At 72.4% G+C, this 14,152-nt stretch carries 14 protein-coding genes and 1 pseudogene; 6 read left to right on the top strand and 9 right to left on the bottom strand.

The features are described from left to right. A pseudogene (locus ABZW32_RS12350) lies at window positions 1–302 on the bottom strand (hypothetical protein); the annotation flags it as partial. Window positions 303–824: 522 nt separating this feature from the next. Between ABZW32_RS12350 and ABZW32_RS12345 the strand changes: the two are divergent. Then, a complete protein-coding gene (locus tag ABZW32_RS12345) occupies window positions 825–4,217 on the top strand; it encodes an ALF repeat-containing protein (protein ID WP_356214580.1) in 3,393 nt (1,130 codons plus the stop codon). A 125-nt stretch (window positions 4,218–4,342) separates the two neighbouring features. Continuing rightward, window positions 4,343–4,696 (top strand): hypothetical protein, encoded by a 354-nt coding sequence (locus ABZW32_RS12340; protein ID WP_356214578.1) that lies wholly within the window; start codon window positions 4,343–4,345, stop codon window positions 4,694–4,696. A gap of 95 nt (window positions 4,697–4,791) precedes the next feature. Here the strand turns inward: ABZW32_RS12340 and ABZW32_RS12335 are convergent, their stop codons facing one another. Further along, complete coding sequence (locus tag ABZW32_RS12335; protein ID WP_356214577.1) at window positions 4,792–5,070, bottom strand: hypothetical protein; 279 nt, start codon at window positions 5,068–5,070, stop codon at window positions 4,792–4,794. 72 nt (window positions 5,071–5,142) lie between these two features. Beyond that, window positions 5,143–5,526: a helix-turn-helix domain-containing protein gene (locus ABZW32_RS12330; protein ID WP_356214575.1), complete on the bottom strand. Its 384-nt coding sequence runs from the start codon at window positions 5,524–5,526 to the stop codon at window positions 5,143–5,145. Between the two features lie 144 nt (window positions 5,527–5,670). On the opposite strand from ABZW32_RS12330, the gene ABZW32_RS12325 reads away from it, so the two are divergent. Next, the gene (locus ABZW32_RS12325) at window positions 5,671–6,078 is read left to right on the top strand and encodes a RidA family protein (protein WP_356214573.1); all 408 of its coding nucleotides are present in this window, start codon (window positions 5,671–5,673) and stop codon (window positions 6,076–6,078) included. A gap of 54 nt (window positions 6,079–6,132) precedes the next feature. On the opposite strand, the gene ABZW32_RS12320 is transcribed toward ABZW32_RS12325, so the two are convergent. Both ABZW32_RS12320 and ABZW32_RS12315 read right to left on the bottom strand, forming a co-directional pair. Beyond that, a complete protein-coding gene (locus tag ABZW32_RS12320) occupies window positions 6,133–6,714 on the bottom strand; it encodes a TetR/AcrR family transcriptional regulator (protein ID WP_356214571.1) in 582 nt (193 codons plus the stop codon). A 92-nt stretch (window positions 6,715–6,806) separates the two neighbouring features. Further along, entirely contained in the window at window positions 6,807–7,697 is an 891-nt protein-coding gene (locus tag ABZW32_RS12315; RefSeq protein WP_356214569.1) for an SDR family NAD(P)-dependent oxidoreductase, read from the bottom strand. Between the two features lie 172 nt (window positions 7,698–7,869). Between ABZW32_RS12315 and ABZW32_RS12310 the strand changes: the two genes are divergently transcribed. Next, the gene (locus tag ABZW32_RS12310) at window positions 7,870–8,799 is read left to right on the top strand and encodes an aldo/keto reductase (protein WP_356214567.1); all 930 of its coding nucleotides are present in this window, start codon (window positions 7,870–7,872) and stop codon (window positions 8,797–8,799) included. Between the two features lie 44 nt (window positions 8,800–8,843). Here the strand turns inward: ABZW32_RS12310 and ABZW32_RS12305 are convergent, their stop codons facing one another. The 3 genes from ABZW32_RS12305 to ABZW32_RS12295 all read right to left on the bottom strand — a co-directional run bounded on the left by ABZW32_RS12305 (window position 8,844) and on the right by ABZW32_RS12295 (window position 11,381). After that, complete coding sequence (locus ABZW32_RS12305) at window positions 8,844–9,410, bottom strand: TetR/AcrR family transcriptional regulator (RefSeq protein WP_356214565.1); 567 nt, start codon at window positions 9,408–9,410, stop codon at window positions 8,844–8,846. Between the two features lie 5 nt (window positions 9,411–9,415). After that, window positions 9,416–9,778 (bottom strand): DUF1304 domain-containing protein, encoded by a 363-nt coding sequence (locus ABZW32_RS12300; protein ID WP_356214563.1) that lies wholly within the window; start codon window positions 9,776–9,778, stop codon window positions 9,416–9,418. Between the two features lie 136 nt (window positions 9,779–9,914). Further along, window positions 9,915–11,381 (bottom strand): APC family permease, encoded by a 1,467-nt coding sequence (locus ABZW32_RS12295; protein WP_356214561.1) that lies wholly within the window; start codon window positions 11,379–11,381, stop codon window positions 9,915–9,917. 274 nt (window positions 11,382–11,655) lie between these two features. Here ABZW32_RS12295 and ABZW32_RS12290 point away from each other — a divergent pair, with 274 nt between their 5' ends. Next, the gene (locus ABZW32_RS12290) at window positions 11,656–12,819 is read left to right on the top strand and encodes an ROK family transcriptional regulator (protein WP_356214559.1); all 1,164 of its coding nucleotides are present in this window, start codon (window positions 11,656–11,658) and stop codon (window positions 12,817–12,819) included. Window positions 12,820–12,839: 20 nt separating this feature from the next. Here ABZW32_RS12290 and ABZW32_RS12285 read toward each other — a convergent pair whose 3' ends face one another. Continuing rightward, complete coding sequence (locus ABZW32_RS12285) at window positions 12,840–13,256, bottom strand: DUF1569 domain-containing protein (protein WP_356214557.1); 417 nt, start codon at window positions 13,254–13,256, stop codon at window positions 12,840–12,842. Window positions 13,257–13,521: 265 nt separating this feature from the next. Here ABZW32_RS12285 and ABZW32_RS12280 point away from each other — a divergent pair, with 265 nt between their 5' ends. After that, entirely contained in the window at window positions 13,522–14,061 is a 540-nt protein-coding gene (locus tag ABZW32_RS12280; protein ID WP_356214555.1) for a DUF6328 family protein, read from the top strand. Window positions 14,062–14,152: the final 91 nt, after the last annotated feature.

Raw genomic sequence — 14,152 nt, 5'->3', positions numbered from 1 at the left:
CCGGTGACGCGGAAGCAGATCTTTTCGTTCGCGCGGGACCAGACCTCGAGCAGGTCGGTCGCGCTCCCGCAGTCGGCGAGGACGATGTGCCCGTCGCCGCGCTTCAGCGTGATGCCCCGCTCCGCGAGGATCTTGTCGGCGTTCGGGTAGCCGAAGTCCTCGATGGCGTAGCCCGGACCGTCCTCGGCGACCGCCGTCATGGCGGAGGCTTCCGCCCGGGCCGGAGCGCCGGAGGTTCCGCTCCCCACCGCGACCCATGCGAGGGTGCCGGCGGCAATGGCCGCGCCAGCAGCGCGGAGCATTGTCTTGCGTGCCTTCATTGCTGTCCCTGTCATCGGTTCCGGTTCGATACCCGGAACGGCTGTCAACACGGATGTGAAGGCCGGATTCCGAATGGGCGACATACTCATTCAAGCCATGCCGGACCTGGGAAGTCCCCCACTTCCGACCGGGATCGTAGCTGATCGATCGGAGCGGAACTCAACAGTCGCACAACAAATTTGATGAACCTTTAGCGGCCGGAATAGGCCGCTCCAGGGCGGCGGTGAGTGACTTGCGTCACTCCCTTCGCCGGGTGCCGAGAGTGCGGAACCCGAGATTCACATGAAGAAGGCCATCTTCAGGCGGCTGCACACGTGCCGGAATGGCTGATTCGGTGGGGTAGTCAAATCAACCGCCCGGTGCGGTAGGTCTATTTGACGTGTGGTCAACCACTCGGTTGCTGCATATGGTCACGGAGCAATCCTCTCGGAACCGGCCGGGCACACCCATGCCTCGGCGAAGGAATAACGCGCGCCATCGGGCGCCGATAGCGAAGGGCCGTTTTGGACACCATCTATTGGAGCCGGCGTCGGGTTCTCGGCGCTGTTGCCGCCACCACGGTTGCCGTCACCGCATCGAGCCTCGTTCTCAATCCCGTTGCCGCTCTGGCAGCCACCGTTCCCCCGCCGGACGGCGGCGACGGTGATCCCTTCCGTCTCCCCGACACCGACCGGGCCAAGGTCGTCAAGGCGTGGCTGCTGGGCGGCAAGGCCGTCCGCGCCGCCGCCGCGGCGGCGCTGACCGGCTCCGACGCCGACGTCCAGAGCTTCCTGGCCACGAAGCTGGCCTCGGAGACCGCCGAGGACAACCGCGTGGCCCTCATCAGGTCGCTTGCCGGTGGGGGCAAGGGGTCCCGGCGCGAGGCCACGGCCGCGATCAACGGCGGTGACTCCGCCATCGCCGCCTATCTCGGCGGCGGCTTCAAGGCCGCCGTCATGGAGGACCTGCGGGTCGCCACGACCACGGTGATGGCCGTGGGCGGCAAGGCGGTCAACCGGGTCGGCAACACCGCCCTGACCGACGGTTCCCAGGGGGCACTGGAGACGTTCCTGCTGGACGGTCAGTACACGGCCCGCCTGGAGGACATGCGGGTCGAGGTCTCCAAGCTCTCCTTCCAGGCGGGGCCGGAGGTGCAGAAGTACGCGACCCGGGCGCTGTCCGGCACCGCGAAGGACGTCGAGTGGTTCCTGGAGATCGGCCAGCACATCGCGCGGGCCCGCGACCAGGAGTCCATGAAGATCCAGGAACTGGTCGCGGTCGTCCAGCGCGAGGGCAAGAAGGCCGACGCGATGACCAAGCAGGCCGAGGAGGCCTCGGCCCGTGCCGTCGAGGCGGCAGCCAAGGCCAAGGACGCGGCCGAGAAGGCCGCCGCCGAGGCCCAGGCGGCGCAGCAGGACGTGATCAAGTCCGGTAAGGCGGCCCGCAAGGCGAGCGAGGCAGCCACCGGTGCCGCCGACGCGGCCCGCGTCGCCACCGTCGCCTCCCACGCCGCCATCCAGGCCTCGCGGCGCGCCGCCTACGCCGCCACCGCCGCGAGCCAGGCCGCCGCCAACGCGGGCTCCGCCGCTGCCCAGGCCTACAACGCGGCCATAGCCGCCTCCAAGGACGCCTCCCAGGCGCAGGCCGCCAAGGACGCCGCCGTGGTCGCCCGCAACGCCGCGGCCCAGGCCCGCAGTGCGGCCACGGCCGCGGACAACGCCGCGAAGGCCTCCGTCTCGGCCGCGAACGCCGGGGACGCCGCGGCGTCCGCGGCCCGCAACGCGGCGGCCGCCGCCAACGCCTCGGCCGCCGCCGCCAGTGCCGCCGGCGCGGCCCAGGCGGAGGCCGCCGAGGCCAAGCGTCAGGCCGAGATCGCCAGCACCAACGCCACGATCGCCACCAACGCCGCCGGCACGGCGCAGGCCCTGGCCAACTCGGCCGCGGCGGCGGCACGTACCGCTCGCGATGCCGCCAACAGCGCCGCGACACACGCGGACAACGCCGCCGCGGCGGCCGAGTGGGCCGCCCAGTACGCCGGCCAGGCCGTGGAGTACGCCAAGAAGTCCACCGACTTCGCCAACGAGGCCACCAAGGCCGCGAACACCGCCACCGACGCCGTCGCCCAGGCCGTCGCGGTGGAGAAGGCCGCCCGAGAGGCCGAGTGGCAGCGCCTCGACCAGGACACCCAGCGGGCGATCCAGGAAGTCCGGCTTCTCGCCCAGATCGAGCAGGGCGAGCGGGCCGCGTACGCCGAGAAGCGCACCCAGGCCGAGCAGGCCGCACAGGCCACGAAGGACCTCATCGCCCAGGCCGAGACGGCCCTCAAGGCGGGCGACAGCGGTCTCGCGGCCGGGCTCGGCCGCAAGGCCGCCGTCGCCGTGATCGGCACCTCCCACGGCACCTGGACGCACGAGGCCGCGCGGTTCGCCCTGTCCGGCGCCGACGCCGACATCCACGTCTGGATCGACACCGACCGGCAGCTCGCCCAGCGGCAGGACGACCGGGAGACCAGCCTCTACCTCGCCCGGACCCTCCCGCCGGACATCGGCTATGCCGCGGCCCGGGCTCTGGGGAGCAGCGACCCGGACGCGGCGGGCAAGTTCCTGGACGGCGGGCTCGTCCAGGCCTCCGCCATGGAAGCCCGCGTGGCGGTGACGCGCGCCCTCGCCGCCAACCCGGGCAAGGCGGTCACGAAGGCCGCCAACGCCGCGCTGAACGCCGGCACCGTGGAGGCCCTGTACGAGTTCCTCACCGTCACCGGCGAGGCGGCACAGCGGGAGGACGACACGGTCGCCACTGCCGCCCTCCTCTCCTCGGACAACGCCGGCCCCTACACCAGGGCCCACGCCCAGGCGGCGATGGAGGGACCGGCGTGGCTGCGCCGGAACTTCATCTCCTCGGTCCAGTTCAAAACGGCGCAGCTCGACTTCGACTCGGCCAGCCACATCGCTGCCATGCAGGGCGCGATCGCCGCGGCGGCGAAGATCGCGCAGAAGGCGCAGGAGGACGCCGCACGCGCCCAGCAGGCGGCGGCCGTCGCCCGCGACGCGGCCGCGGAGGCCGTCGAGTGGGCGAACAAGGCCAAGGACTGGGCCACGCAGGCGGCCAACTCCGCGCAGCAGGCGCGGCTGAACGCCGATGCGGCCGACCAGTCGGCCAAGGACGCTCAGGCCTCCGCCGACAAGGCCAGCCAGGCGGCGGCCACCGCCCGCACCGCCGCGCGTTCGGCTAACCACTCCGCCAACCGCGCCTTCGAATCCGCCCGCAGTGCGTCGGCCTCCGCCAACGCCGCCCAGGGATCGGCGGCTTCCGCCCACGCGTCGGCCACGCAGGCCGGGCAGGACGCGAGGACGGCGGCCGAGGCCGCGAGCCAGGCCCACCAGATCGCGGCGGACAAGCGGCAGCAGGAGCTCGCCGCGGCGGCCAAGCAGGCGGCCGCGGACGCACAGGCCGCCAAGGACGCGGGCAAGTCTCCGGCCGACACCGCTGACAACGACTCCGTCAAGGGCGGCGACGTTCCCTGGTACAAGGACGTGAAGTGGTGGGCCAACGCCACGAACTGGCTCAGCACCGGCCTGGGCTTCGCGTCCGCGCTCGCGGGTATCGGCGGGCTGATCTTCCCGCCGGCCGCCATAGTCCTGGAGCCCCTGGCCTTCGGCCTGGGTATCGCATCCGTCGCGGTCTCGGGGATCAGCACCATCCTCACCGGCATCGGATACGGCTGGAACAGCAGCGAGTTCTGGTCCTCCGCCGGCAGTACCGCGCTGGGACTCATCACCTTCGGGCAGTCCCAGTGGATCGGGGCCCTCGGCAAGGTGGGCGGCAAGGTCGTGGCTCCCGTGGCCACGAAGATCACGCAGTTCGGCCACGACCTGATCTCACCGGTCACGTCGACGCTGTCGTACCTTTTCGGCTGACAGTGCGGCCGGTGACGGCCTGAGACCCGGGACCGGGTCAGGGGGAGGCCACGTCGGCAGCCCCCTGACCCGATCCGAAAGGACCCGACATCCTCGCGCGACTCCCCATCGGCTGGCTGGTGGGCATGGCCGTCTTCGCCACGTCCGTCTTCTGCATCGGCGTGCAGCGCTGCCTGAGAACGCCCCGGCCAACCGCCCTGGCGGCCGGTGTCTCCGTCGTGTTCCTGCTTGTGATGACGACGCTGGGCGGCCTGGGGGCCGTGCCGTGGAACGCGCGGCAGATGGCGGTCATGTACTCCTTCACCTGGGTCGGATTCACCATCGGCGCGATCCCCTCCGGAAGACTGCTGCGGGACCACCTCGAAGCCGAGCGCCGGCAGCCGGGAAGCGAAGCACCCGCGGTCCCGACGCGCTACGTGGTCTTCATGGTCATGACCGTGGCCCTCACGCTTCTCGTGGCGTTCGTCCTCGCCACCTGACCCGACCGCTGCCGGGTCATGGGCTCACGCCTCGACGCGGGAGCCCATGCTGTCCTGCGTATGCCTGACGGGCTCGTTCTGCTCGCTGCGCGCCGTCAGTAGGGACGCTGCGGCATGACCCGGTCTTCCATGCCGGCCGCCAGGAGCACGCACCGCGGTGTACCAGGGCCCGGCGTCGCGCGCACGGAGACCTCGATCGGCGGGTCGGAGGGCAGCTCGACGTCCACGGTGACCGGCTGGTCACCACGGGTCGTCCGGTGCCCCGTCTCCTTGCCGTCCACGAGGACCTCCACGACGGGGGTCCGCCCGGTCTGGACGGTGGCGCTGACGGAGTGCCCGGCGTGGTCGATGTGGAAGTGATGACGTCGTCTCATCAGAGGGCCTCCCGCCGGACGCCTCGCCTCGGCCCCACTCCCAGGGTAGCCACCGTGCCCCCGCGCAGCCCGTCAGGCGCCGTCGAAGCGGTTGCGGGAGTCCTCGATGTGGCCGAGGTAGCGGTGGGTCCAGTCGCACAGTCCGTCGATCGTCACCCGCAGGGCCCGGCCCGGCTCGGTCAGTGCGTAGTCCACCCGTGGCGGGACCACGGGGTGCACGGTGCGCTCGATCAGGCCGTAGCGCTCCAGCATGCGCAGGTTCTGGGTGAGCATCTTGTGGCTGATGCCCTCGACCTCGTTCCGCAGTTCTCCGAACCGCAGGGTGTCCTCTCCCAGGGCCTCGATGATCAGGAGTGCCCACTTGTTGGCGACGTCCGAGAAGATCTCCCGCCCGAGGGAATCGGCGCGCCGTAGATCCGCTTCGTCGGGCGAGCCCGTGAACTGCTTGGTCACCATCAGGTTCCCCAGTTACCGAAAAGTGCGTTCTTCCATGTCAGTGGACACTCTCCTACGGTTCCTGAGTAACCACAAGAGAGCGACCTCGCCGTGGCTCGTCGGAAGCGAGCGCGGGGGAGCTCACGGCAATGGAGGACAGTCGGCATGGCCATCACCCTGGTGAACCCCGAAGGACTGCCGGAAGTCGATGCCTACCATCAGGTGTCGATCGCGACCGGGTCGAAGCTGGTCTTCATCGCCGGGCAGGTGGCCTGGGACAGCCGGGGCGTCACGGTCGGCAAAGACGACCTCGCGGCTCAGGTCGAGCAGTGCTACCTCAACATCGGCACGGCCCTGGCCGGGGTCGGCGCCTCCTTCGAGGACGTGGCGAAACTGACCGTGCACGTCGTCGGCTGGACCCCGGACAAGATGTCCCTCCTGATGGAGGGGGTCACCCGGGCGGCCGTCAAGCTGGGGGTGGCTCCGGTCCCGCCGGCGACGCTGCTGGGCGCCGCGGCACTGGACGTACCCGAACACCTCGTCGAGGTCGAAGCCGTTGCCGTCCTGGCCTGAGCAGGTCGGGGGTGTCCGCTACGCCTCCCGCCGAGGGTTCGGGGTCTTGCTCGCCTACGCGGTCGGCGGTGCGGAGCGCAGGCCTTCGAGCAGTGCGGTGAGGTAGCGGTGGGCGGTGTCGATCCGGTCGGCGGGGGTGGCGTCGCCGCGGACCTGTACGGCGTGGGCGATACCGCACATGAGCGGGACCAGGTCGGTGGGGGCCAGGTCGGGGCGGACCGCCCCTGCGGTGCCGGCCCGGTCGAGGAGCGCAGTGCCGGTCGACCACAGGGAGCGCGTGAGTTCCGTGGTGCGTGGCAGGGCGTGCGCCGGCGCCGCTGTGACGGGGGCCAGGGAGGCGTCGGTGACCTGCGCTTCGACGGTGCGGGTCAGGAAGCCCTCCAGCGCGCGCCAGGCGTCGGCTTCGGCCAGCGCCCGCTCGCCGTGGACGATCAGGGCCTCCAGGCCGGGGGCCGCGACGGTCTCCAGGAGCGCTTCGGGAGTGGCGAAGTGCCGGTAGACGGTGCCGACCCCCAGTCCTGAGCGGCGGGCGACATCGTTGAGCTGCAGCGGCGTCCCTTCTTCGACCAGGGCGCGGGCGACGGCGACGATCCGCTCCCAGTTGCGGGCCGCGTCCCGGCGCAGTGGCGTCGTCATGGGCACATGCTATCCGGATGGCTCATCCGGATGGTTGCGCAGCCCGTACGCAGTCCATACGCAGCTCGTACGCAGCCCGTCGGCAGGACGGGTCAGGGCGCGGTGAGGGGCGCGTGCCGTTCGCTGAGGCGGCGTACGGCCTCGGCCGCGCGGGGGTCGGCCGCAGGGCGGAACGGGGCCACCGGGCGGGCTCCGGCGCCGATGACGACGCCGGTCCGGCCCGCCAGGGTCTCGTCGGTGGCCGCGGTGATCGAAGGCCTCGCCGCCACCGCCGCCGGACCCGAAGTGGAACGGGCGAGCTTGCGGCGCACGAGCGGCCACAGCACTCGCAGGGCGGGCGAGACGATCTTCGGGTCGGTCAGGGTGCCGTCGGTCATGTCGGTCGCGGCGCCCCCGGGGTCCGCGGCGAAGACCGACACGCCCGTGCCGTGCAGTCGCGCGGCCAGGTCGAGCGTGTAGGTGAGGTTGGCGAGCTTGGCGCGGCCGTACCAGTGGAAGCCGTAGTAGCCGCCGGGCGGCTCGACGGCGTCGAACACCCGCTTCGCGACCCCGACCGCGCCCGAGGTCACGTTCACGATCCTGCTCGGCGCACCGGCGGTCAGCGTGGGCAGCAGGAGTTCGGTCAGCAGGTACGGCGAGAGGTGGTTGACGACGAAGGAGGCCTCGACACCGCCCAGGTCCCGCCGCTCCGGAAACATCGCCCCGACGTTGTTGACCAGCACGCCGAGCGGTTCGCCCGAGGCGGCGCGCTCGGAGGCGATCCGGCCGGCGAGGGTGCGGACGTCGTCGAGCGAGGCGAGGTCGGCGGGCAGGAACCGGGCGGGGTGGGCGGGGTCCGTCGCGTTGATCCGGTCGACCGCCCGGGCGCCGCGGTCGGGATCGCGTCCGACCACCGTGACCGAGAACCCGGCGGCGGCCAGCCCCAGGGCCGTCTCCAGGCCGATGCCGCCCGTTCCTGCGGTGACCACGGCTGTCCTCTTCATGAGGCGTCCACCTCCGATATCTATCCGGATGATCTATCCGTTTCGATTGACCGTACCATGGATGCGGATGGCCTATCCGGTTCGCTCGGTGCCGCGGGAGCGCCGCGAACGGTGCCGGTCGCGCAGGACGTACAAGTCGCACAGGACGTACAGATCAGAGGAAGGCGGGCACGTGCATCAGGTCCCCCTCGTCACCCTCAACAACGGCACCCGAATGCCCCAACTGGGCTTCGGGCTGTGGCGCGTTCCGGACCGCGAGGCCGAAGCGGCCGTCGCGACCGCCCTGGAGGCGGGGTACCGCAGCATTGACACGGCCGCCGTCTACGCGAACGAGAAGGGCGCGGGCCGGGCGATCGCCTCCTCGGGGGTGCCGCGCCGGGAACTCTTCGTCACCACCAAGCTGTGGAACGACCGCGACGCGACATGGAGCCGGGGCAACGTGCTGCGGGCGTTCGACGGCTCCCTCGACAGGCTGGGCCTCGACCACGTGGACCTCTACCTGATCCACTGGCCGCGCCCGATGCGCGAGGAGTACCCGGCCATCTGGCGGACCTTCGAGGAGATCTCCGAGAGTGGCCGGGCCAAGGCCGTCGGCGTCTCGAACTTCGGCCCCGCCCAGCTGGCACGGCTGCACGACGAGAGCCCGCTGGTTCCGGCCGTCAACCAGGTCGAACTGCACCCGTACTTCCCGCAGCGCGAACTGCGCGACGCGCACGCCGCCTACGGCATCGCGACCGAGGCCTGGTCCCCACTGGGCCAGGGCAAGGACCTGCTGGCGGAGCCCGCCGTGCTCGCCGTCGCCGACGGGCACGGCCGCAGCGCCGCCCAGGTCGTGCTGCGCTGGCACCTCCACCAGGGTGTCATCGCCATCCCGAAGTCGGTCACGCCGGCCCGCATCCGCGAGAACCTCGATGTCTTCGGCTTCGAGCTGGACGCGGCCGACCTGGCCGCGCTGGGCGGGCTCGAATCGGGCCGCCGGCTCGGTCCCGACCCGGAGGCGTTCGACCCGCCCCGGCCCGGCGGCGGGCCCTCCCGCTGGCGGCGCCTCGCCCGCAGGGTGTCCGGGCTCGTCCCCTCCGCCGGTTCCCGTTCCCGGCGGTGATCTCCCCGTAGGTCCGGTACGGCGCGGGGGCGGTCGGGGGCGGGTCAGTCCCAGTCGGGGCCCGGAGCCCGGTGGAGGGTGATCAGCAGGCGCCAGACCCGTCCGGCGATCTCGGCCGGGGTGGCCTCGATGAGGCCGTGCAGCCAGTCGGCGAGGATGCCGGCGAAGGTCGCGGCCACGGCGGAAGCGATCAGGTCGGGCTCCGGGGCGCCGGCCAGGGCGCGCTCGGCCCGGCTCCGGGCGCGCAGGTCCTGGTGGAGGACGAGCCCCAGCGGTCCGCCGCCGCCCGGGCGCAGCAACTCCCGGTAGAGGCCGCCGTGTCGGGGGAGCGCGTCGAAGAAGGCGGTCAGGGCCGGGGGTGGGGCGGCGGGGTCGGGGATGCCGCGCCAGGCGTGCAGGGCGTCCACGGCCTCACGGACGATCTCGGCGCAGGCGTCGACGGACAGCGCCTCCAGGTCGGCGTAGTGGAGGTAGAACGTGGCCCGGCCGACCCCGGCCCGGCGGACCAGGGCCGCGACGCTGACCGCCTCCAGCGGGCGGCTCGCGCACTCCTCCAGCAGGGCCGTGCGCAGCTTGGCCCGGGTCCGTTCCGTACGGGGGTCTTCCGGCATGCCGCTCACCCTGCCAGCAGGACGGCCCCGAGCGCCAGCGCCCCGGGCAGCGCCTGGGCGAGCAGGATGCGCCGGTTCGCGGTGAGGCCCCCGTACACCCCGGCGACCAGCACGCAGCCGAGGAAGAACACCCGGAACTGGAACCCGGTCGGGTCGGAGGCGAAGAGGCCCCAGAGCAGTCCGGCGGCCAGGAAGCCGTTGTAGAGGCCCTGGTTCGCGGCGAGCGGCGCGGTGGCACGGGCCAGCTCCGCGTCGAACCCGGAGAGTTCGCGACCCGGGGCGCGCTCCCACAGGAACATCTCCAGCACCAGGAAATACACGTGCAGTGCGGCCACCAGTGCCACCAGTACGGTCGCGGTCGTCTCCATGGGCGCAGTCCTTCTGTGAGTGTCATGGACAGGTGTCCAGAATACATGGACGACTGTCCATCAACTACCTCCTCGCGGGGACGCGCAGGACGAGGCGCCCGGCGGTCCGGCTCCGCAGGGTGCATCCCCGGGTGCCTCAGCTGTCGGCGGCGTCCACGGGATCGGCCTCCCGGGGCCGGGCGGCTTCCAGGTACTCCTCGCGGACCTCGCGGGAGCCGAACGGCCAGACCTTCTCGAACCGGGCCCACACGACGAACGCGGCGCACCCCAGGGCGAGCCAGGCCAGGGACCACTCGATCGGGTGGCGGCCCGGCGCGTTGCGGTCCGCGTACCCGTAGATCACCAGCCAGCCCACGAGCGCGACGACGGAAGGGAGGGGGTAGAGCCACATCCGGTACGGGCGCGGCAGCGCGGGCTGCCGCCTGCGCAGCACGGTCAGGGCGGCGATCTGCGCGAGCGCCTGGACCAGCACCATCACCGTGGTCAGCAGCTGGATCAGGGTGACCAGGTCGGTGTGCCGGCCGATCAGGAAGCCCACGGCCGTGATGACGCCCATGGTGGCGAGCCCCAGTACGGGGAACCGGTGCCGGGGGTGCATCTTCGCGTACGCGCGGAAGAACACCCGGTCGCGGGCGGCGTCGAAGGGCACCCGGGAGCCGCCGAGCAGCCCGGTGAAGACGGAGGCGAAGGCGGTGACCAGGATGAGTACGGTGACCACCTCGGCCGCGGCCGGGCCCCAGGTCTCCTCCAGTACGGCGGAGGCGACCGAGGTGGCGGCCACGTCCTTCGGGTCGAGCATCCGCTGCCAGTCGATGACCCCGAGGGCACCGACCTGGAGGAGCAGGTAGATGGCCATGATGCCGAGGATGGACCAGACCGTGGCGCGCGGCAGGGTGCGGCCGGGGTCCTTGATCTCGGCGCCCATGTAGGCGGTGGTGTTGTAGCCGAGGTAGTCGTAGATGCCGATGGTCAGCCCGGCGGCGAAGCCGGCCCAGAACGCCGTGGACGTGAGGTCGAAGGCGCCCGCCGGGTAGTCGAAGGCGCGCCCCGGGCTGAAGTGGGTGACGGCCGCGACGATGACGAGTGCCACCGCGGCGATCATCACCACCCACATGACGGTGGTGATGCGTGCGATGTGGGAGACGCCCCGCCACAGCAGCAGGACGGCGAGCGCGATGACACCGAGCCCGACCAGGTCCCCGGCGCTCTGTCCCAGGCCTGGGGCGAGGTAGCCGAGGTACTGGACGAAGCCGACGACCCCGGTCGACATGATCAGCGGAATGAAGAGCATGGCCGTCCACACGAACAGGAACGGCACGAGCCGGCCCGTGCGGTACTGGAAGGCCTGGCGGAGATAGACGTAGCTGCCGCCGGAGCCGGGCAGGGACGCGGCGAGTTCGGCCCAGACGAGACCGTCGGCGAGGGCGAGGACCGCGCCCGCGAGGAAGCCGACGACCGCCTGGGGTCCGCCGAACGCGGCGACCATCAGCGGGATGGTGACGAAGGGTCCGATTCCGCACATCTGGCTCATGTTGATGGCGGTCGCCTGGAACAGGCCGATCCGGCGGGTGAAGCCGCCGTTCGCGGGCGGGGATCCGGACATGGGGGGCTCCCTGAGCGGGTGGTTCGGAGGGCGGGACGGAGTGCCGCAGGGCCTGCGGGGGGCGCCGTGCGGACTCTCGGGCGCTCAAGTTAGGAACCTTTACTTATGTGCGTCAAGAGTGTGCGGGCAGGCAGGTGCGAATGCGGCGGGTCGCGGCAGTGTGTTGCACCCACCGTGCGGGGGCGCCGTGCTGGGTTGGCGGCCGGAGTCCGAATTCCGGCAGGTCCACCGCGAAACACCGACCCACCAGCGGTGATGCGAGAATGATGTGGTGATGGGCAGTGACGGGGGCGCCGGGCAGCCCTGGAATCCGCAGCGTCAGCGCAGCGCCAACGAGCGGCTGTTGCTGGAGCGTCTGCGTGCCGGCGGGCCGGCCTCCCGGGCGCAGCTCGCCCGGGACAGCGGCCTGTCCAAGCCGACCGTGTCCAGTGCCCTCGCCGCCCTGGAACAGGCGGGGCTGGTGCACGAGGTCGGCACGCACGCGCCCGAACGCGGCCGCTCCGCCGTGCTCTACGCCCCCGATCCGGCCGCCGGGTACGCGCTCGGCATCGACATCGGCCGCGGCTGGGTTCGGGTCGCACTCGCGGACCTGGACGCCACCGTGGTGGCCCGTTCCTCCGTGCGCAACACCGCCCGTACCTCCGGAGTCCTGGCCGACCTCGTCGTCGGGGCGGCCCGCGCCCTGGTCGAGCAGTCGGGAGCCGACCCGGCCAAGGTCACCCACGCCGTGGTCGGTACCCCCGGCGTCTTCGACGAGGAGTCGCGGCGGGTCCGCTACGCCCGGAACCTGCCGGGATGGGGGCGCCCCGGCCTCGCCGACCGGATCGGCGACGGCCTCGGCATGCCCATCACCCTGCACAACGACGCCAACCTCGCCGCCCTCGGCGAATACGCGTTCGGGGCCGGCGCGTCCAGCAGGCTGTTCCTCTACCTGATGGTCGGCACCGGCCTCGGTATGGGAGTCGTCAGCGAGGGCCGGCTCTTCACCGGAGCCCGCGGCGGGGCGGGGGAGATCGGCTTCCTCCCGTGGCCCGGCCGCGCGGGGCGGCCCGACGCGGAGGCGGCGGTGTGCGCGGACGCCGTGGTCGCCACGGCCCGCGAGTACGGGATGACCGGTCCCCTCACCGCCTCGGACGTCTTCGACGCCGCCCGCGCCAGGGTCCCCGCCGCGCTGAAGGCGGTGGAGACCGAGGGGGAGCACCTCGCCCGGATCGTGGCCGCGGCCGCCGCGGTCCTCGATCCCGACCTCGTCGTCCTCGGTGGAGGCGTCGGCCGGAGCGCCGATCTCCTCCTGCCCGTCATGCGCCGCTCCCTGCGCGCGCTCACGCCGCTGCGGCCCACGATCGCCGCCGGGGCGCTGGCGGACGACGCGGTCCTCATGGGCGCCGTCGCCACGGCCCTCGACGCCGCCCGTGACATGGCCTTCCAGCGCCGCTGACCGCCGTACGACGGAGGAGGTCACCGCAGGCCGGGCAGGCCCGCCAGGCCCGGCAGGTGATCGACGAGGTGCATCGCGTGCAGCGCGGCGTACTCGCCCCGCGCGCACGGACCGTACGCCGGGTGGGGCGGATGCGCTCCGCGGTGCTCCAGGAAGCCGGCCACCGCCTCCGTCAGTGCGGCAAGGGCGGCGCCGGCCGGCAGGTCCGGGTCGATCGGCGGCGCCGCGTCGATCCCGGCGTCGAGCGGATGGCGCATCACGCCCCGCCGCAGGATCGAGGAGCAGCCGCTCATCGAGGCGGCCACGGTCGGCCCGGGCGAAATCCACAGTGAACGGGGGTGCGAAGCGGGGTGGCGCTGCCGCTCGCCCGCGCGCAGCAGGAGCGCGGCTCGCTCACGTTCGGCGGCGGTGCCGGGCTGCTGCTCGTACTCGGCCACCCGGCCGGCGCAGTCCGTCCGCTGCCTCGGGAGGCCGTCGGCGGGTCCCCGGTCCCAGCTGCCACCCTGGGCCGCCCGGGCCACTTCCCGGTCGCGGAGGTGACGAAGTGCCGCCCGTCGCACGGTGCGGTATGAACCGTGCCCAGGGCCCCGCCGTTCCTCCGTTCACCGGGACTTCACCAAGGGTTCGGCGACGAGGTGAGGCTCCCCTGAGTGACCCGCACGCTCCTCGCACCCCCACGTTCACACCGGAAGGGGCACCGTCATGGCCGTGACCGTCAAGAGGCCCGTACTGCGATCGCTCGTGGACCCGCACCCTCACGCCGCACCGGAGGAGGATCCGGAACGTGCCGACGTGCCGGCGGAGCTGGATCAGGACAAGGCGTACGCCGAGCTGCTGCAAGAGGTCCGCGTCGCTCAGACCGGAGTGCAGATCCTGCTGGGGTTCCTGATGACCTTCGCCTTCAGCCCGCGGTTCGCCGCACTGACCGGGTTACAGGCCGGGCAGTACGTCGTGACCCTCCTCGTGGCCTTCGGGGCCGCAGCCTTCCTCACCGCCCCGGCCCCGTTCCACCGCGTCGTCTTCCGCTGCGGCATGCGCACCCAGCTGCTGCGGGTCTCCAACCGGCTGGCACTGGCCGGTTTGGTCCTGCTCATGCTGGCCATGAGCAGCTCCCTGCTCCTCGTGGTGACCATGGTGCTGGGCATCGGCAGGTCCGCGGTCCTGGCGTTCGTGATCCTCAGCGGTGTGGTCTGGCTCTGGTTCGGCCTGCCGATGTGGTGCCGGCTGCGGCGCGCGCGATAGCTCCCCCCCCCCCCCCCCCCCCGGGGGGGGGGGGGGGGGGGGGGGCGGGGCCGCGCGGGCGCGCCCGCGGCGGGCCCCCGGGGCGGGCGGC

The organism is Streptomyces sp. NPDC004667 (assembly GCF_040609475.1).
Classification (GTDB): Bacteria; Actinomycetota; Actinomycetes; order Streptomycetales; family Streptomycetaceae; genus Streptomyces.
This window is presented reverse-complemented; position numbering and strand designations above follow the sequence as displayed.